14 protein-coding genes are annotated in these 19,962 nt (G+C 68.6%); 8 read left to right on the plus strand and 6 right to left on the minus strand.

Going from position 1 to position 19,962, the window contains the following annotated elements:
- The 4 genes from ACPYOM_RS04810 to ACPYOM_RS04825 form a co-directional block, all read right to left on the minus strand.
- Positions 1-110 (minus strand): GDP-mannose 4,6-dehydratase (locus tag ACPYOM_RS04810; protein ID WP_481345121.1); only part of this gene is annotated, 110 nt, incomplete at its 3' end.
- Positions 111-266: 156 nt separating this feature from the next.
- Complete coding sequence (locus ACPYOM_RS04815) at positions 267-1,070, minus strand: glycosyltransferase family 4 protein (RefSeq protein WP_481345093.1); 804 nt, start codon at positions 1,068-1,070, stop codon at positions 267-269.
- A gap of 428 nt (positions 1,071-1,498) precedes the next feature.
- Positions 1,499-2,593, minus strand: a complete 1,095-nt coding sequence (locus ACPYOM_RS04820; RefSeq protein ID WP_481345094.1) for a DegT/DnrJ/EryC1/StrS family aminotransferase — start codon at positions 2,591-2,593, stop codon at positions 1,499-1,501.
- Positions 2,594-4,136: 1,543 nt separating this feature from the next.
- A complete protein-coding gene (locus ACPYOM_RS04825) occupies positions 4,137-4,379 on the minus strand; it encodes a hypothetical protein (protein ID WP_481345095.1) in 243 nt (80 codons plus the stop codon).
- Positions 4,380-4,669: 290 nt separating this feature from the next.
- Between ACPYOM_RS04825 and nhaA the strand changes: the two genes are divergently transcribed.
- The 7 genes from nhaA (at position 4,670) to ACPYOM_RS04860 (ending at position 11,917) form a co-directional block, all read left to right on the plus strand.
- Positions 4,670-6,028 (plus strand): Na+/H+ antiporter NhaA, encoded by a 1,359-nt coding sequence (gene nhaA, locus ACPYOM_RS04830; protein WP_481345096.1) that lies wholly within the window; start codon positions 4,670-4,672, stop codon positions 6,026-6,028.
- A gap of 87 nt (positions 6,029-6,115) precedes the next feature.
- The gene (locus ACPYOM_RS04835) at positions 6,116-7,411 is read left to right on the plus strand and encodes a hypothetical protein (protein ID WP_481345097.1); all 1,296 of its coding nucleotides are present in this window, start codon (positions 6,116-6,118) and stop codon (positions 7,409-7,411) included.
- Positions 7,412-7,511: 100 nt separating this feature from the next.
- Positions 7,512-8,018 carry a phage holin family protein gene (locus tag ACPYOM_RS04840; RefSeq protein WP_481345098.1) on the plus strand — a complete coding sequence of 169 codons (507 nt, stop codon included), beginning with the start codon at positions 7,512-7,514 and terminating at the stop codon, positions 8,016-8,018.
- Between the two features lie 19 nt (positions 8,019-8,037).
- The gene (locus tag ACPYOM_RS04845) at positions 8,038-8,949 is read left to right on the plus strand and encodes an alpha/beta fold hydrolase (RefSeq protein WP_481345099.1); all 912 of its coding nucleotides are present in this window, start codon (positions 8,038-8,040) and stop codon (positions 8,947-8,949) included.
- The gene (locus ACPYOM_RS04850; protein ID WP_481345100.1) at positions 8,928-9,779 is read left to right on the plus strand and encodes a serine hydrolase; all 852 of its coding nucleotides are present in this window, start codon (positions 8,928-8,930) and stop codon (positions 9,777-9,779) included. Before ACPYOM_RS04845 ends, ACPYOM_RS04850 begins: the two co-directional genes overlap by 22 nt.
- 75 nt (positions 9,780-9,854) lie before the next feature.
- The gene (locus tag ACPYOM_RS04855) at positions 9,855-11,285 is read left to right on the plus strand and encodes a sensor histidine kinase (RefSeq protein ID WP_481345101.1); all 1,431 of its coding nucleotides are present in this window, start codon (positions 9,855-9,857) and stop codon (positions 11,283-11,285) included.
- On the plus strand, positions 11,282-11,917 hold the full coding sequence (locus tag ACPYOM_RS04860; RefSeq protein ID WP_481345102.1) for a response regulator: 636 nt from the start codon (positions 11,282-11,284) through the stop codon (positions 11,915-11,917). Before ACPYOM_RS04855 ends, ACPYOM_RS04860 begins: the two co-directional genes overlap by 4 nt.
- Here ACPYOM_RS04860 and ACPYOM_RS04865 read toward each other — a convergent pair.
- Both ACPYOM_RS04865 and ACPYOM_RS04870 read right to left on the minus strand, forming a co-directional pair.
- On the minus strand, positions 11,895-12,311 hold the full coding sequence (locus ACPYOM_RS04865; protein ID WP_481345104.1) for a DUF6907 domain-containing protein: 417 nt from the start codon (positions 12,309-12,311) through the stop codon (positions 11,895-11,897). The genes ACPYOM_RS04860 and ACPYOM_RS04865 overlap by 23 nt on opposite strands.
- A gap of 769 nt (positions 12,312-13,080) precedes the next feature.
- A complete protein-coding gene (locus tag ACPYOM_RS04870) occupies positions 13,081-13,857 on the minus strand; it encodes a hypothetical protein (RefSeq protein ID WP_481345105.1) in 777 nt (258 codons plus the stop codon).
- Between ACPYOM_RS04870 and ACPYOM_RS04875 the strand changes: the two genes are divergently transcribed.
- The gene (locus tag ACPYOM_RS04875; RefSeq protein ID WP_481345106.1) at positions 13,835-19,861 is read left to right on the plus strand and encodes an OmpL47-type beta-barrel domain-containing protein; all 6,027 of its coding nucleotides are present in this window, start codon (positions 13,835-13,837) and stop codon (positions 19,859-19,861) included. The genes ACPYOM_RS04870 and ACPYOM_RS04875 overlap by 23 nt on opposite strands.
- The last annotated feature ends 101 nt before the right edge of the window (positions 19,862-19,962 follow it).

The raw sequence follows: 19,962 nt of genomic DNA on the forward strand, positions 1-19,962 counted from the left end.
GACGCGCGTCGGATGAGGCCGTGGACCTCATACCCCTTCGACAGCAGAAGCTCCGCGAGATAGGAGCCGTCCTGGCCGGTGATGCCGGTGATCAGGGCACGCTTGGTCATCGGGCTCCTCCCAACCTCATGAGACTCATCTTCGACCATTTCAGCAACGGACCCTGCCCTTGGCACCCCCACACGGACAGCCGACGAGAAGCAAACCCCTCGAGCCGTCGTTGGCGATGGGAACGCAGCCTTGATCCCACATGACTATCACCCAACCTAGATGAAGGGTCCCGAGACCAGAGCCTCTTCTTCCAGCGCATGCGGCGAATCACCGACGGCACGACGGTACAGAGCGGTAGACGCCAGAACCATTCTCTCCCAGGTGAATTCAGAGGCCCACGCCTTTCCCCGAACGCCAAGTGCGGCGCGCTGCTGGTCATCTGTCATCAAGTCGTAGATCGCCTCAGCCAGCTCATCAGCATCGGTGGGTGAGAAAAGTCGACCGCCGTCTCCTACTTGGGCAGGCAACGAGGTAGTTCGGGCAGCAATCACCGGCTTCGAGTTCGCGTAAGCCTCCCAGATGGGAAAACTAGCCGCCTCGAACAGAGACGGTACGACAACCATGGAACACCTACTGAACAGATTCGCAAGTCCATCATCTGTTACGTACCCGGGAAGCACCTCCCGCGGGTCGAAACCGTGCTCCAGAACCCGGGCGCGTATGGCCTCGTAATTCCCTACGGCCGCCCCTGGTAGTCGCAGCGAAAGACGTACGCCTCGACGCCGCACCGCGGCGACTGCGTCGATCAGCACGAGATGGTTCTTGTGAGGCCAGAAGGCGGCCGGATACAGGACAAACGGCTCCGCCGGCGGTTCTGCTGGCGTCGGAGCCACATGCCCCCGCGAAAGAACCGGCGCCAGCGGTATGGTGAACACCTTCTCGCTGTCGACTCCCCAGAAGTTGACCACGTCGTCGGCAACCGATCGCGTCCCCACACTAACGGCATTCGCCCGCAGCGCCTTCGCGCGCCATGCCTTCTCTCGGCGGTTGATCTGAGCCCGCGAGAAGAACTGCGGCATATATACATGCTGGAGGTCATGGGGATGGTAGATGGTAGGCAATCCGGAAGATAGGCCCTCCTGAAACGGAACGTGCACGACCTGCACTCCGCGACTCCGCAGCTCTATCTCGATACCAGAAGGTCTGTCCCCCCTGAGGAAATGTGAACCTCGGACGGACTCAACATAGGGCCTAGCCTTGCTCACGAAGTTCGGAGCCAACGCGGCCACGCGCATGCCTAACCGCTCCACCGGCGACTCAGACACCAGAAAGTTGTCACCGGGCGGGACAAATTTCGCCACCCACCTCATTGAGTCGGACGTGACGATCCAAGTTCGCGTCAGCCCGTCGATCGAAGCACCTTTGAAGCCTTGCCCCATCCCCATGACGACCTGTGCCACCCCGCCGGAGATCCCACGGGCGATGCGGGCGTCTATCGCGACATGTGTCATAGCGCGCTCAGAACCCGGCAGAACCGACTGCTGACCTCTTCCGCATCAACCACCGTCATCAACGAACTGGTGGGCAAGCTGAGACCCCGCCGCGCGATCCGCTCAGTCTGGGGCAGCCGTCCGGTCTCCAGACGAACATACGGCGGCAATTTATGAAGGGGGTAGAAGAGGGGGCGCGTCTCCACTCCTGCATCCTCCAACCGCGACATGATCTCGTCGCGAGAAGCGGTGAGGCGCTCAGGCAGCAGCAGGCTGAACATCCAGGGTGAACATTCGACATCCGGTGCTGCCTTCTGGAAGGTCACGCCTTCAACCGCTGCCAAGGCAGACTGATACGACTGGAAAAGGGAGCGCCGTCTCCGCAGAAGTTCGTCGGCGCGATCGATCTGGGCACAGAGCATAGCGGCTGCCACGTTGGTGAGTCTGTAGTTGTAGCCCACAACGGGAAAGAAGTAACGACGGTTCGGGTCCATCCCTTGGCCACGCAAGAGCCGCAATCGCTGGGCAATCTCCGGATTGTTCGTGGTTACTGCTCCGCCCTCGCCCGAGGTGATGATCTTGTTTCCATAGAACGAGAAGGTTCCGATTTTGCCTAGCGCGCCGACCCTCGCGCCACCGATGGTCGCAAATGGCGCCTCCGCCGCATCCTCAAGGAGCTCGATTTGGCGTGCGGAGCAGAGTGCATTCAGGGAAGTCATGTCGGCGGGGTGACCATAGAGGTGGACAGCGATGACGGCCTTCGTGCGGGGTGTAATTCGAGATTCGACGTCCCGGGGATCCAGACACCAAGTATCTGCGTCCACGTCACAGAAGACAGGCCTGGCACCCGTGTATGTCACAGCATTTGCGGTGGCGACATAAGTGAGAGACGGAACGATGACTTCGTCACCCGGGCCGATGTCGAGCGCGGCAAGGGCTAGGTGCAGGGCCACGGTGCCGTTTGCGCAGGCGATCGCGAACCGCGCCCCGCACTGCTGGGCAAACCGGTGCTCGAATTGGTCGAGATAGGGTCCGCTCGACGAGATCCACGTTGAACGGAGGGCGTCGGCGACGTTCGCCATTTCCAGAGCACCAATGTCGGGGGCGCCCACCGGGTATCGCTTCATCCCTTCACGCCCCTACCTCCGTGCGATCGTTGAAATCATGTTGGCCTTCAGACTCGCGGCGTCTGTCAGACCCTACTGGGATACCGGCCGCGACGAAGGGATACGGACCTTTCGGTGCACATGCATTGACATGAGTAGGTAGGCAGTGGCCGGGCCCATCACAAGCCCGGGTCCAAGGAGCCCAACCTCAGCGGGAACGAAGGTGGCAACCCCGACTGATGTGGCCGCGCCCAGGAGCCAGCACGTCGCAGCGGCACCGCCGTGGCGGAGGCCGAGCAGTGCCGTGCTGACCACACTGGCTCCCACACATAGGCACGTGTCGACGCCTAACCATACGTACGTCCAGGTGGAGAGACCCAGCGGCGCGCCATACAAAGATGGCAGGACGACGGGGGCCATCACGAGTACGGCTAGAGTCGCCAGCACCGTGATCCCAACGGCCTGACGATGTGCCTGCCACACCCGAGCGCGCACCCCGGTTCCGTCCTGAGCCCCGAACCTCGCGATATCCGACAGAGCAGTGACAGTGACACCGCCGGCAAGCACTGCGGGAGCGCGCATCAAGGAGCTCGCCAACGCGAACGCGCCCAACATCGCGTTCTGTGGAATAGACGCCAGAACACCCAAGAGAACAGGGGGGCCACTGAGACATATCTGGTACCCCAGCGCTACGAACACAAAGTGCAGGTGCTCGGCCGCGAGAGATTCATCCGGACCGTCCGTCACGTCGTCAGCAGCACGTGACGACGCGGCTGGGGTGCGCGTCCCACTGAATGCCGCCAGCCAAAGAGGAAGACCCACGGCGCCATATGCCACGATCCAACTCGAGCCACCTAGCGCGAAACTGGTACCAACCATGACGAACCGCGAGGCTGCCTCAACCAGTTGGGATGTGGCATAGGACGTGGTCTGGCCTGCTCCCAATGAGCGACCACGGCTCCACGCGACGGCGACCCAGCCCGAGACCGCCACCGCTCCGGACACGAAGAAGGGAAAGCCTTGTGCCCCGAGATGCGACACCTTGGCGAAAACGCCAATGGCGACCACGGCAATCAAGCCGCAAACCCATAGACGACGCCGCAAGCGGGAGGAGGCCCAATTCTCCCCAACGTTGCCCTTGCGGTTCATGAGTTGCTCGGTCGGAATTGAGACACCCAGACCGAAGATGGTCGACCACGTCCAGGCCAGCGCCACCCCTGTGAACTGTTCGGAGTCCGTGAGGCGGGGGGCTAGGGCAATGAAGGTGGCCCCTGAGGCCGCCGTGCACGCCAAGGACAAGGTCACCATTGCCTGCCCCGATAGATGCAGCGCCCTTCGACGCCTCAGCACGGCGGCACCCTCGAGGGGCACTCGGTTGGCACAGGCTTGGCGAACCCCGATAGCACCCGGTCAGGCTACGGGCTGCATGCAGCACCCGGCGGCCTTCGCGAAACTTGGCCCGTCCCGATTTTCCTGCTCCGACAACCTGGGGACGGTTCTTCCGGCAGGGCCTTGAGGCCCAGCTGTCGTGGCGTTGTCGCTGCCCAGGTCAGCGCACGGCACCGTCGCGGCGGGACTTCCAGCCGAATCGGCGTCGGGGCTTGGTGTGCTGTGCTGCACCCGCGGCCTCGGCGTCGCGGACCTGCTGGAGCATGGTGCGCGGTGTCGGCGGCGGCCAGTCACGGGCGCGCGGGTCGTTCGTGTCCATGACGAACTCGGTCCAGCCGTAGTCGTCGCGGTAACGGAGCTGTCCGTCGCCGATGTAGTACCAGCCTGCAGGCTTCTCACTCATGTGCTCCCCCAAGCCCATGCCGATGTGGTCGTTTGCCCCCTGGAGCAGACGATAGCGCCCAGTTGGCGCGGAAACGTCGGTTGCCCGATTAGTCCGATTTGCTGCGCGCCCAAAGGATTTCGCCCACTCGACGGTGGAGGCGGACCCACTACGGGGGATGCCGGCGTCCGGCTCGGCGGAGCCTCTGCGGCGTCGGTAGACTCTGTCCCGGTCGTGCGCGCAGGAGCGCGCGGTCACGGTGTGCCGGGAAGTCTGGTCGGCGTCCCTCGTCGTCGACCCCGGAGGCAGCCGTGACGCACGACCGACACACGCCGCAGGACGCACCCGCGCGCACCGCGAGGAGGCGCATCCTGGGACGCGGCACGTGGCGCGATGCCCGCTACGTGGCGGAGGTGCTTCGCCAGGAGACCGTCGGCGGGGCGATCCTGCTGGCGGCGGCCGTGGCGGCGCTGGTCTGGGCGAACAGCCCGTGGCGTGACGGGTACGCGAGCCTGCGCGACACGGTCGTCGGGTGGGGAGGGGTCCACCTGGACCTCAGCCTCGGCACCTGGGCGGCCGACGGCCTGCTCGCCCTGTTCTTCCTCGTCGCCGGCATCGAGCTGAAACGAGAGTTCGTCGCCGGCGACCTGTCGGACCGGCGCAAGGCGGCCCTGCCCATCGCCGCCGCGGCCTGCGGTGTCGCGCTCCCTGCCCTGCTCTATGCAGGGACGGTTCTCCTGATGCTGCGCGGGTCTGACCCAGCGAGCCTCTCGTCGACGCTGCGCGGCTGGGCCGTACCGACCGCGACCGACATCGCCTTCGCCCTGGCGGTCCTCGCCGTCATCGGCACCCACCTGCCGAGCGCCCTGCGCTCGTTCCTCCTCACGCTGGCGGTCGTCGACGACCTCATCGCCATCACGATCATCGCCGTCTTCTACACGGACTCGCTGCGGCCGCTGTGGCTGCTCGCGGCCGTCGTGCCTCTCTCCGTCTGGCGAGTCCTCCTGCAGCGCAAGCTGACCAACCCCGTCGTCCTCGCGGCGCCGGCCCTGTTGGCCTGGGGGTTCGTCCACGCCAGCGGCATCCACGCGACGGTCGCCGGCGTCCTCCTCGGGCTCCTCGTTCCGGTCAACCGCGAGCGGGAGGAGGACCCTGACGTGCAGACCCTCGCCGAGCGGATGGAGCAGAAACTGCGGCCGTTCTCCGCAGGCTTCGCGGTACCGGTCTTCGCCTTCTTCGCTGCCGGCGTCACCGTCGTCGGTGGGGGCCTCACCGCCGCCCTCACCGACGCGGCTGCTGTCGGCGTCGTCGTCGGGCTCGTCGCCGGCAAGGCCGTGGGGGTGCTCGGGGGGACCTGGGCGGTGGCGCGTTTCACCCGCGCCGAGCTGGACCCCGACCTCTCGTGGACGGATGTCCTCGGCCTGTCCGTCCTCGCGGGTGTGGGGTTCACCGTGAGCCTCCTTGTCGGTGAGCTCGCCTTCGGCACCGGATCTGCCCGGGACGAGCACGTCAAGCTCGCCGTTCTCACTGGCAGCCTCATCGCCGCCCTCCTCGCCACACTGATCCTCCGCTTGCGCAACCGGCACTACCGGCTGGTGGCGCTCCGCGAAACCGAGGACCGTGACCGCGACGGCGTGCCGGACGTCTATGCGGACGACGTGGAGCGCTGAGCCGGCGCGGCTGTGCGACGAACCCCGCGAGGCGCCCCGTGCGTGGAACCACTCCATGCGTGACGTCCGACGGATATCTTGCACGCAATGCTCACGCAACCACGCGACCCGGGAGTCGCCGGCTCCGCCGTCGGCGCCGGTGGCCGCGAGCCGTGGCCCAAACGATCACTCATGGCGCTCGTCGTCGCGTACGCCGTACTGCGCATGCTGAACCTCACGCAGCTGTGGTTGTCCTCCTCCGCACAGGCAGCAAGCGGGCCGCCGAACCCCGCCGGCAGCCCCTCCGAGTACTTCGTGCACACCGCCACACCTGCCGCGCCCGGAATCGGCGGCGTCCTCGCCAACTGGGACGGGCAGTGGTACGAACGCATCGCCACGAGCGGCTATCCGTCGGGGTCCGACGTTCGCTCACCGAACGATGCGTGGACCTGGGCCTTCCCTCCGCTGTTCCCGGCCCTCGCCCGGCTCGTCATGACTGTTACGGGCCTCGGGTTCCCGACGGCGGCGGTCGCGCTCAACCTCGTGCTCGGCGCCCTCGCGACCGTGCTGGTGCTCAGGCTGCTTCAACCGTCCATGGGCGTTCCCCTCGCCGGCGCGGCGGCGCTCGCCCTCAACGCCTTTCCGTCAGCCCCGTTGTTCGCCCTGGCCTACAGCGAGCCGGCCGCTCTGGTCTTGCTCCTGGCGGTGCTCATGTCCGCCAGATCGCACCGGTACGCCTTCGCGTTCATCGGCATCCTCCTGCTGGCGCTGACCCGGCCGGTGGCGGCGCCGCTTGCCGTCGTCTTCGCAGCACAGTGGTGGTCGTGGCGTCGGCACCCGGAGACGCGCCCGTCCGGGCTCCGGCAAGCGGCCGCAGCAGCGTGTGCACTGGCCGCGCTGCTGTCCCCGTGGTTGTGGACCACCGTCGCCGGCGCGCTCGCCGGGGACGAAGCCGTGCGTGCTGGCAGCGGGCCGTTGACCGGTTCTGCCCGGGCGTCCTCGATGCTCCGGAGCTTTGCCTTCGGCTGGTTCGGTGACCTGTGGCGGGCCGGCGGGACCGTTCCGGTGGTGCTGCTCGCTCTGGTCCTGGTCATCGTGCTGGTCGGCACGCTGGTCGCCGCCGGGCGTTTCGGCGTCGCGCAGGAGGTCCGTGTCTGGGGCGCCTCGTATGTGCTCTTCGTCATCCTCGTCACGCCCGTCACGCCCGGCGTCGTCCGGTACCTACTGCTGGCGACTCCTCTGCTCGTGGTTCTCGCCGTCGCGCCCTTGACGCGCGGACCGGTGGCGGCCCGTGCCATCGGGTTCGTGGCCGTGCTGGCTCTCGGGCTCTGGTCGCAATGGCTGTGGATCCGGTACCTGTACATCCTCGATCCCGCGCCCGCTCTGCTGCCGTGGGCGCCCTGAGGCGTCACCTGCGGCGTGGGGTATGGGACCGGGCAGTAGGGTGACACCCGGTAGGCACGCGTCCCGCGTGCACCCCGAGCGAGAGCGAGGAAGAGAGCCGATGAGTATGGACCCCCGGCAGGAGCGGACCCTCGGCCAGCTGGTCGCGTCCGCGACCCAGGACATCTCGAGCCTCATCCGCAGCGAGATCGCTCTGGCCAAGGCGGAGCTGTCGGGCCAGTTCAAGAAGGCCGGCAAGGGTGGTGGGCTGCTCGCGGCCGCCGGTGTCGTCCTCTTCTACTCGGTCTACTTCATCTTCACGACGATCGCCGAGGGTATCCAGGCCCTCGGCCTGCCGCGCTGGCTCAGCTTCCTCATCGTCACGGTCTTCATGCTCATCGTCGCCGGCATCCTCGCGATGCTCGGCATGCGCAGCATGAAGACCGTCAAGCCGACTCCCGAGAAGACCATCGCCAACGCGCAGCTGACGGTTGCGGGGGTCAAGGCCGCGGTCGAGAACCCCGGCACCGTCGTGCCCGCGCCGCGCCCCGAGTGGGACCGCCACGACCTTCCCGCGGCGTCCAGCACCACGTCCACTGCTGCCGTCGACGCCTCGCGCGACGCCTGAGCACACCCCGCACGGTTCCATGCCAGTCGACGCTGCGTTCGTCAATGTCGAGGGACCGTGGGAGCACCGGTACGTCTCGGCGAACGGAGCCCGGTTCCACGTGGCCGAGATGGGCGACGGGCCGCTCGTTCTTCTCCTGCACGGGTTTCCGCAGTTCTGGTACACGTGGCGCCACCAGATGGTGGCCCTCGCCGATGCCGGCTACCGGGCCGCTGCCATGGACCTGCGGGGGTACGGCGGGAGCGACAAGCCCCCGCGCGGCTACGACACGTACATGTCGACTCTCGACGCCGCGAGCGTCGTCCGCGCCCTCGGCGAGAAGCACGCCGTCCTCGTCGGCCAGGGCCTCGGCGGCTGGATCGCGTGGTCGATGCCGACGTTCCGTCGTGACGTCACCCGCGCCGTCGCGTCGCTGTCGATGCCGCACCCGCGGATCATGCGCCACGCGACGTGGACCGACCGCCGACAACGGCGCGCGTCGGCCTGGATCGCCGGGCTGCAGCGCCCCTTCGTGCCCGAGCGCGAGATGGCCGAGTCGCACGAGTACGTGGGCAACCTGATGCGGGCGTGGGCCTCGCCGTTCGGCGACTTCCCCACGGACGAGGACGTGCGTCGCTACGGCGACGCGATGATGATCCCCTTCGTGGCCCACTCCGCCGCCGAGCACTACCGGTGGCTGGGGCGTTCGTCGGTCCGACCCGACGGGCCGCTGTTCATGCGTCGCGTCCGCCACGCCGTCCGCGTCCCGGTCCTGCAGCTGCAGGGCACCGAGGACGGCTGCGTGCTGCCGGGTCCGACGTACGGCTCCGGTGCGTTCGTCCCCGGCGACTACCGATGCCTCAAGATCGAGGGGGCCGGCCACTTCCTCACCGAGGAGGCGCCGGAGAAGGTCAACGAGGCGCTCCTCTCGTGGCTGGGGTCGCTGGACTGATGGACCTCGAGCTTCCCGACGCCGGCGGGGTCACGTGGTCGGTGTGCCTGCGCGACGCCGACGGCACCCCGCTCGCGGCCGACAACGCGGACTCACCCCTGCGCACGGCGTCGGTGGGCAAGGTGCTGCTCCTCCTCGAGGCCGCTCGCGGCATCGCCGACGGCGACCTGTCCCCCGACGAGCCGCTGACCCGCTCGGTCGACCTCTGGGTCGGCGACTCCGGGCTCTGGCACACCCTCTCCGTCGAGACGCTCCCCCTCGTCGACGTCGCGGCGCTGGTCGGGGCCGTGTCCGACAACCTGGCGACGAACGTCCTGCTCCGACGCGTGGGCCTGGCCGAGGTCGCAGCCCGCGCCACCGCGCTGGGCATGCGGTCGACGGCGCTGCACGACCGCGTCCGCGACGTCCGCTCCGACGAGCACCCGGCCACCCTCTCGACGGGCAGCGCTGCAGAGCTCAGCGACCTCATGACGCGCCTGGCGTCCGGCACCGCGATCGGTCCGGAGCCGGACCGCCTCGTGCGACAGTGGCTCTCGGCCAACGTCGACCAGACGATGGTCGGCTCCGCCCTCGTCGACCAGGCCGGGCTCGATCCCATCGCGCACCACGTGTCCCTGGGCGAGGAGCGCGTCGTCTGGAACAAGACCGGCACCGACGCCGGCGTGCGGGCCGACGTCGGCGGCGTCACCGTCGAGGGTCGCACCGTCACGTGGGCGGCCGTGGCGAACTGGGACCCAGCGGTCGGCACCTCCCTCGACCACCTCACCGTCTGGGCCGTGCTGCGCGGCATGCGCCACGTCGGCGAGCTCGTCCTCGACGCCGTGACCTGAGTTTTTTTACCGTTTTCTGACCCAAGGTGCTCAATCCGCATACCCGCGGCGAACCCCGAACCTAGACTCCGGTCCATGGACCACGAGGGGGGGTCCGGTCGGCGAGGACCGGTCCGTGCGCTGCGCGCGTCGGTGGCACCCACCCTGGCCGGGTGGGCCATCGGCCTCCTCGTCACGGGCGCCATCCTCGGCACGCCGTACCTCCTGTTCGCCTACCACAGCCCGGAGCTGCACCTCGTCCTGGACTGCATCGACAGCGGGATCGCCCTGCTCGTCGCCTACCTCGTCTTCGGACGCTACAGCCGGTCCGGGCGGCTGCAGGACCTCCTGCTCGCCGACGGCCTCTTCCTGCTGGGTATCGCCGGGGTCGGCTTGACCCTCGCGCTGCACCTGCTCGGCGTCGACGACGAACGGATCGGCGTGTGGCTGCCCGTGGCGTTGCGCCTCCTCGGCGCGGTCCTGGTCGTCATCGCGTCGCTGGTTGGTGGGCGCCTGGCCCGCGTCGGTCACGGCCTGGGCTGGATCGCGCCCTGGGTGGCCGTCGTCGCCGCGTCCGCGCTGGCCTGGGCCTGGCGGGGCGTGCTGCCCGCGGCCCTGTCGGAGACCCCGCCTGCATCTGCCCAGCACCCCGTCATCACCGGACACCCGGCGCTGCTCTGGGCCCACGGGCTGACCGCCCTGTGCTTCGCCGTCGCCTCGGTCCTCTTCGCCCGACGCGGACGGCAGGAGCGGGAGGCCGCCGACGAGCTGATCTGGGTGCTCGGCCCGGCCTTCGCGCTGGCCGCGTTCGCACGGCTCAACTACCTCCTCTTCCCCTCCCTCTACAGCGACTGGCTCTACACGGGGGACCTGCTGCGCACGGCCTGTTACGTCGTGCTGCTCCTCGGTGCCGCCCGGGAGATCAGCCACTACTGGACGGCGCAGGCACGGGCAGCGGTCCTCGACGACCGTCGTCGGCTGGCCCGCGAGCTGCACGACGGCGTCATCCAGGAGCTGTCGTACATCCGTCTGGAGAGCTTCCTCGTCGACTCCGACCCCACCGCCCGCGGGCGCATCGTCGACGCGTGCGACCGCGCGCTCGACGAGGCGCGCGCAGCCGTCGACGCCCTGGGCCGCAGCTCCGACGAGCCGCTCGGCTTCGTCCTGCACCGCGCGGCCCGGCAGGTCGCCGAGCGGTACCACGCGACGCTCGAGGTCGAGCTCGACGACTCGGTGCGCGCCGACGCGGACGAGCGCCATGCGCTCGTGCGGATCACCCGCGAGGCCGTGTCGAACGCCATCAGGCACGGTCGGGCCCAGCGCATCCACCTGTGCCTGGCGCGCGACGAGCAGTTTCGTCGGCTGCTCGTCGAGGACGACGGCGCCGGCTTCGACCCGGTGGCCGCCAGGATGCAGTCCACGGGGTACGGCCTGACGAGCATGGAGGAGCGGGCCCGGGGCCTGCACGCGTCGTTCGTCATCGACTCCGCTCCCGGTCGCGGTACGACCGTGGCGGTGACGTGGTGACGCTGCGCGTCGTCATCGCCGACGACCACGCGCGCATGCGCGGACGCGTCCGGGCCGCCCTCGAGGGCGGCGGGTGCGAGGTCGTCGGCGAGGGAGCGACGGCCGAGGACGCGGTGCGCCTGGTGGCCGAGTACCGGCCCGACGTCGCGCTGCTCGACATCCACATGCCCGGCAGCGGGATCCAGGCCGCGCGTGACATCGTGCGGTCCTCGCCCGAGGTGGCGGTCGTCATGCTCACCCAGTCGGCGGAGGACGAGGACCTCTTCGACTCCCTGCGCGCCGGCGCGTCCGGGTACCTGCTCAAGGACACGGACCCCGGCAAGCTGGCCGACCTGCTGCGCGGGGTGCTCACCGGGGAGGCGGCCATGCCGGCCCGGTTGGTGGCCCGGATCATGGACGAGTTCCGGACGCCGTCGAAGCGTCGGTTCGGACGCCCCAGCGTCGCCGCCGCCAAGCTCAGCGCACGCGAGTGGGAGGTCATGCAGCTGCTCAGCGAGGGCCTCAGCACCGAGGACGTCGCCGGGCGCCTCTTCCTGTCGGCGACGACCGTCCGCGTGCACGTCTCGTCCGTGCTGAAGAAGCTGCGGGTCAAGGACCGCGAGAGCGCCTTCAGGCTCCTTCGCGGCGAGTGACGCCCATCCCCTCGTCGACGAGCTGGGTCAGCGCGTCGATGAGCGCGTCGGCCTCGTGCAGCGTGTACTCGTCCGGGCCCACCACGACGTAGGGGCCGTCGGCCTGCTGCGTCGCCGGGTCGATGGTCGTGCACAGGCGCAGCGACGTCCCCCGCACGAGCAGCTCGACGCTCACGTGGATCTGGTCGTCCTCGCCCTGCCGAGTGCCGTGTCGCTGCACGCACCAGGCCGGGCAGCCGACCGGTCGGTCAGCGCCACCGCGCACGGGGTACGACAACGCGTCCCGCGGAAGGCTCCGCTGGCTGTCCACGTGCGGGTCCCCCTCCGCTGGGCGACAAGAGTCGGTGGAGCGCCGCCCCCACGGCACAGGGAAAACGTAAAAGCAATTCCGCATCGCCGGATGATTTCGGCGTTCAACTATGCAAACGCCGAAGAGGCGGTCGAGCCGCGTTCAAATGTGCAAACGCTCGGCTGCTCTCGAGTGGCGCGTTCAAATGTGCAAACGATCCGGACAGCCCGGACGTCGACGCCCCGGAGCTCGACATCTGCATCAGCAGGGCGCGTGGCGCAGCGCCGGGCTGCGCCCTCAGGCGGCCAGGAACAGCCCCGCGGCGGTCGGCGGCACCACCAGCAGGGGCCCGCACCGGAGCACCCAACAACAGCTCCCGCTGGCCCTTCGACGCCGATCATCAGTAGCGAAACACGTTGTCCGAGAAAGATATCCGCCGCACGACGAGGGGTGGAGGGTCACCCTCGGGAGGCCAGCCCCAAGATGTGGTGGCAGTCGAGCACCTCGCCTCGAGCTACCGACGGGAGTTCCCCGGAAGCGGCGTCAGCCTGGTCAGGAGAGACCGGTTGCGGGGCCTCCTCCGGCCCCGGCGGCCGCAGCCCTCGAGGGCTGTGGCCAGCGTACGAAACCTTCGGTCACTGACCGATCTTCACAATTCGGACAAATGGACATGCTCGCGAACCAGCGGCATTTCCCGACCCTTTCCCATTCGGCAGACGCCGCTCTTCCACGGCCCTTAACGTGACCACGTCGACTCGCGGGGGCGAATCCGTCGACTTCATACGGGAGGGAACCGACTCATGCCTGCACGTAGGCTCTTGGCTGCTTCTGCTGCCAGCATCACGCTCCTGGCCACCGGGGCCAGCGTTGCCGCCTATGCGGCCACTCTCACGTCAGCAAGCTTCGGCGGAACTGGCACCTCTACCGTCAACGGCACCGTGTATGCCAAGCCGGGCGCCGCAGTCAGGCTGACCGTGAACGCGGACAGCGCCACCAAGTGCGTGGACGTCTCGGGGGCCTTCACCGGACGCATAGTCTCGGGCGCCTCTCCTTTCCTGTTCGACTTCACCGTTCCGACGGGGGCAACCGGCGCGCAGGTCGTCACCATCAAGGCCGGCAGCAACAACAACTCCCAGGGCTGCAGCGGCGGCGTCGACACCAGTTCCGCGAGTGTGGTAGCCGACGGCACCGGCCCAACGGTGACCGCAGCCCTCAGCTCCTCTTCGCCTGCGAACGGCGCTGGTTGGTACCGGACCAACGTCGGCATCGCCTGGTCCGCGGACGACCCGGCGGGGCTTGGCAGCGGCCCGACCCCCGCCACGGACAGCGTGACGGCTGACGGCACGGTGACGAAGACCGCGACGGCGACCGACAAGCTCGGGAACATCGGTAACGGCTCCGTACAGGTGAAGCTGGACAAGACGGCCCCGACCATCGTCGGAGCTCGCACGCCTGCCGCGAATGCCAACGGCTGGAACAACACCGACGTCACGGTGTCCTTCACGCCGAGCGACGCCACGTCCGGCGTGAAGTCCTCGAGCGCACCGACGACGCTCAGCACCAGCGCGGCGAACCAGTCGGTCACGGGCACCGTCACCGACAACGCCGACAACACGGCGAGCGCGACGGTGAGCGGCATCAACATCGACAAGGTGGCTCCGACGCTCTCCGGTGCGCCGACCACGAGCCCGAACGCCGCCGGCTGGTATCGCGGCGACGTCACCGTCGCGTGGACCGCCACCGACGGCCTCTCCGGCACGACCAACCCGGCCAACAGCCTGGTCACCGGTGAGGGCACCGCTCTCACCGCCAGCGCGACGGCCACCGACAAGGCCGGCAACTCGACCAACGCGGAGAGCGCGCCGGTCAAGATCGACCGCACCGCGCCCAACACCACCGTCACCGCGCCCCCGGCGTGGAACAAGAGCGACGTCACGCTGACCTTGGTCCCCAACGACGGGCTGTCCGGCGTCGACAAGACGTTCTACCAGCTCGACGGCGGCGCGCAGACCGTCGGCACCAGCGTGCCAGTGACCGCCGAGGGCAACCACACGCTCAAGTTCTGGAGCACCGACCTCGCCGGCAACACGGAGGCGGCACACACGGTCAGCTTCGGCATCGACAAGACCTCGCCGACGATCGGCCACACCCAGAGCCCGGCCGCCAACGCCGACGGCTGGAACAACGCCAACGTGACTGTCACGTTCACCTGCTCGGACGCGCTGTCCGGCGTGGCCAGCTGCACCGGCCCCCAGACGGTCACCACGGAGGGCAAGGCGCAGGCCGTCACCGGAACCGTGACAGACAACGCCGGCAACACCGCGACCGACCCGACCGCAGTCAGCATCGACAAGACCAAGCCGGTCATCACCGTGGACGCCTTGCCGGCGCCGAACGCCAATGGCTGGTACGGCGACGACGTCACCGCCACCTACACCTCCTCCGACGCGCTGTCCGGCATCAAGACCCAGGACACGGCCCACACCTTCGGTGAGGGCGCCGCCCAGACCGACACCGCGACCGCCACGGACGCCGCCGGCAACAGCGCCTCGGTGACCACCTCGGCCGTCAACGTCGACAAGACCGCTCCGACCATCACGGGCAAGGTCCTCGGCACCCCGAACGGCAACGGCTGGTTCACCGGCGACGTGACGGTCCACTGGACCTGCGCCGACAACCTGTCCGGCGTCGTCGCCTGCCCGGCCGACTCGGTCGTCAAGGGCGAGGGCGGCGACCTCTCCGCCTCGGCCAGCGTCAGCGACAAGGCGGGCCACACCACCTCGGCGACGGTAGACGGCATCAAGGTCGACCGCACCGCACCGGGCACCACGGCCACCGGAGTGCCGGACGGCTGGGTCAACGCCCCGGTCACCGTCGGCCTGACGGCCAACGACAACCTGTCTGACGTCGACAGCACCTACTACGCCGTCGACGGCGCCTCCACCCCGACCAAGGGCAACACCGTCACGGTCGGCGCCGAGGGCATCCACACCGTCAGCTACTACTCGGTGGACAACGCCGGCAACAAGGAGAGCGCCAAGTCCTTCACCGTCAAGGTGGACCTGTCCTCGCCGAGCATCACGCCCAGCCAGGCGCCCGCGCAGAACGCGAACGGCTGGAACAACACCGACGTCTCGGTCAGCTTCGCGTGCAGCGACCAGGTCAACCTGTCCGGCCTGAAGGACTGCACCACCCCGCAGACAGTGAGCACCGAGGGCAAGGCGCAGGAGGTCACCGGCACGGCGACCGACAACGCCGGCAACAGCCTGACCGGCACCGCCACCGTCAACATCGACAAGACCGCCCCGACCATCACGGGAGCGCCGGATCGGGCCGCGAACGCCGCCGGCTGGTACTCCGACGACGTCACCGTCTCCTTCGACGGCAAGGACGGCGTCTCCGGCATCGACACCGTCACCGGACCCCAGCACCTCGGTGAGGGCGCAAACCAGAGCGTCACCGGCACCGCGGTGGACAACGCCGGAAACGCTGGCACGGCGACGGTCTCGGGCATCAACGTCGACAAGACCCCGCCGAACCTGAGCGCCGCTCCGACCACGACCCCAAACGGGAACGGCTGGTACAACACGAACGTCACGCAGACCTGGTCCGCTGACGACGCGCTCTCCGGCCTCGCCGGTGACAAGCCCGCCGACTCGGTCCTGTCGACCGAGGGTGAGGGCCAGACCGCCTCCGCGTCCGTCTCGGACAAGGCCGGCAACACGACCAGCGCCACCAGCGAGCCGGTCAAGATCGACAAGACCGCGCCGAGCACCGACGTCTCAGCCCCCAGCGGCTGGGTCAACAGCAGTGTCGACGTCACCCTGACGCCGCACGACGCGCTCTCCGGTGTCGACGCCACGTACTACGCGGTCGACGGCGGCGCCCAGCAGACCGGCACCACCGTCACCCTCACCAGCGAGGGCGCTCACGGCGTCACCTACTTCTCGGTTGACAAGGCCGGCAACGTGGAGGCGACCCGGGCGGTGACCGTTCAGATCGACAAGAGCAACCCGACCATCTCGCACAAGCTCAGCCCGGCGGCGAACAGCAACGGCTGGAACAACGCTGACGTCACTGTCACCTTCACCTGCGACGACCAGGCGACGCTATCCGGGATCGCGAGCTGCACCGGGCCCCAGAGCGTCACAGATGAAGTCAAGGCTCTGACGGTGACGGGCACGGCCAAGGACAACGCGGGCAACACCGCGACCGACCCGGCCACGGTGAGCCTGGACAAGACCAAGCCCACCATCACCGGCAGCCGCGCCCCGGCCGCCAACGTCAACGGCTGGAACAACACCGACGTCACCGTCCACTTCGACGGCCAGGACGCCCTGTCCGGCATCGACACCGTCACCGCGGACAAGACCTTCGGTGAGGGCACCAACCAGTCGCTCGAGGGCACCGCGGTCGACGCGGCCGGCAACTCGGCCACCACCACGGTCGGCGGCATCAACGTCGACGAGACCGCGCCGACGCTGAGCGGCAAGCCCACCGCCGCCCCGAACGCCAACGGTTGGTACACGGGCGACGTCAGGATCGCCTGGACCGCCGGCGACGACCGCTCCGGTGTGGCTTCGGCTCCGGCCGACAGCACCATCACCGGTGAGGGCAGCGGCCTCAAGGACACCGCCACGGTGACCGACAAGGCCGGCAACAGCACCACCGCCGACAGCGCTGCAGTCAACATCGACCGCACGGCCCCGACCACCGGTGCTGACGCACCCGGCGGCTGGAACAACACCGCGGTGACGGTCTCCCTCCACGCCGAAGACGGCCTGTCCGGCGTCGACGCGACCTACTACGCGGTCGACAACGGTGACGCCGTCAAGGGCACCTCGTTCACGATCAACTCCGAGGGTGTCCACACCCTGAAGTACTGGAGCGTGGACCAGGCCGGCAACACCGAGGCGGCACAGACCGCCACGGTGAAGATCGACCTCACGAAGCCGACCGTCGGCCACACCGTCACCCCGGCTCCGAACACCAAGGGCTGGAACAACACCCCGGTCACCGTCGCCTACCAGTGCGACGACAAGCTCTCCGGCGTGGCGACCTGCTCGCCCGACGCGAAGGTGAGCACCGACGGTCAGGACCGGGCCGTTCCGGGCACCGCCGTCGACAACGCCGGCAACACCCAGACGGACGACGCCACGGTGAGCATCGACACCGTCAAGCCGACCATCACCGGTGCGCCGGACCGCGCCGCGAACACCAACAACTGGTACGCCGGGGACGTCAAGGTGAGCTATTCCTGCAAGGACGCGCTCTCCGGAATCGCGGACTGTTCGTCGCCTGACACGCTGGGCGAGGGCAAGGCGCAGACAGCCAAGGGCACCGCAACGGACACCGCCGGCAACTCCGACAACGTCGCCGTGGGCCCGATCAACGTCGACGAGACTGCCCCGACCCTGAATGGGGCGGCGACCACCGGGCCGAACGGGGCGGGCTGGTACAACGGCGACGTCACCGTCAAGTGGACCGCCGCGGACGCCCTCTCGGGCATCGACGGTGCGGCCCCGGCCGACAGCACCATCGTCGGCGAGGGCACCGGGCTCACGACCGGGGCCTCGGTCCGCGACCTGGCCGGCAACGAGACCTCCGCGAAGAGCGCCCCGGTCAAGATCGACCGGACCGCACCGAGCACCACGGTCTCGGACGTCTCCGACTGGAGCAACAGCTCCGTCACGGTGACCCTCACCGCCGGTGACAACCTGTCCGGTGTTGCGGCGACGCACTACCAGCTGGACAAGGATGCCGTCGGTACCGGCACCAGCATCACCATCGACAGCGAGGGCGTCCACACCCTCCAGGTGTGGAGCGTGGACAACGCCGGCAACGTCGAGGCGCAGAAGAACATCGAGGTGAAGATCGACAAGACGGCACCTGGCATCAGCCACACGCAGGCGCCGGCCGCCAACACGCGGAGCTGGAACAACAGCGACGTGACCGTCACCTTCACGTGCACCGACAGCGGCTCCGGTATCGCCAGCTGCACCGCGCCCGTCACCAAGGGCGAGGGCGCCGCGCAGAAGGTTCAGGGCACCGCCACGGACAAGGCCGGCAACTCGGCCACCGACGAGACCACGGTCAACGTCGACAAGACCAAGCCCACCGTCACCGGCATCCTGTCGGCCGACGCGAACGGCAAGGGTTGGTTCAACGCGGACGTCACCGCGACGTTCACGTGCGCCGACCAGGACGGCCTCTCAGGCATCCTGTCCTGCCCCGTGGCCAAGACCCTGGGCGAGGGTGCCAACCAGAGCGCCGGTGGTACCGCCACGGACGCAGCTGACAACGCCAGTGACCCGTTCAGCATCACCGGGATCAACGTCGACAAGACCGACCCGACCCTGAGCGGCGCCGCCACCACGGCTCCGAACGTTAACGGCTGGTACAACGGCGACGTCACCGTGAAGTGGACCGCCGGCGACTCCCTCTCCGGGATCGACGGCGCCACCCCGGCCAACTCGGTCGTCACCGGTGAGGGCGACAACCTCTCGGTCGGCGCGTCGGTCAGCGATAAGGCGGGCAACACCAAGGGCGCGACGCTGGGCGGTATCAAGATCGACCGGCACGCCCCGAGCACCGACGCCACCGCGCCCAGCGGCTGGCAGAACAGCGACGTCACCGTGAAGCTCAGCGCGACCGACAACCTGTCGGGTGTCGCGAGCACGTACTACGCGGTCGACGGCGGGGCGCCGCAGACCGGCACCTCGGTCAGCGTCACCAGCGAGGGCACCCACAAGGTCTCCTACTGGAGCGTCGACAACGCCGGCAACACCGAGACCGCCGGCACGGTCACCGTCCTGGTGGACAAGACCGTCCCGACGATCACCGGCAAGGCGACCACCAGCCCGAACGCTGCCGGCTGGTACAGCTCCCCCGTCACGGTGCAGTTCGACTGCCAGGACGCGGTCAGCGGCATCGCCAGCTGCCAGCCCGACGCGACGCTCTCGGCTCAGGGTGCGAACAGCGCCACGGGCACGGCCGTCGACAACGCCGGCAACAAGGGCACGACCACCGTCAGCGGGATCAACGTCGACACCGTGGCACCGGTCGTCTCCATCGGCGGTGTGAAGGACGGCGCTGTCTACACCGTCGGCGCGGTCCCGACCGCCACGGCCTCGGCCACCGACGGGACGAGTGGCCTGGCCGCTCCGGCCACGGGCACCAGGACCGGCGGCACGGCCAACGGGGTGGGCACCTTCACCTACACGGCGACGGCAACGGACAAGGCTGGAAACGTCGGCACAGCCACGGTCACCTACACGGTGGTCTACGGCTACGGCACGACGCTGTTCCTCCAGCCGGTGAACGACACCGCGCACCAGACCGGCCTGGCTACCAGCGTCTTCAACGCCGGTCAGACCATCCCGATGAAGTTCCAGCTGAAGAACGCAGCGGGGACGGTCATCCAGGCCGGTTCCGCACCGAAGTGGTTCCTGCCGGTCAAGGGCAGTGCCACGACGGCCGCCGTCAACGAGTCGTCCTACACGGCGGCAGAGACGGTGGGCGGCACGTACACCTGGGACGGCACGCAGTACCAGTACAACTGGAAGACCGACAAGACGCAGGCCGGTAGCTACTGGCGAGTGGGTGTGACCCTCGACGACGGCCAGACCTACTACGTCAACATCGGCCTCCGCTGAGGGGCGGGAGACAAACGGACGCGGGTGCCCGGAAAGGGCACCCGCGTCCTCCCGTTCAGGACCGGCCGCAACGGGCGACTCGATTGCCTTTACACTTCCGG

It is taken from the genome of Monashia sp. HAY1-2A (genome assembly GCF_056755315.1).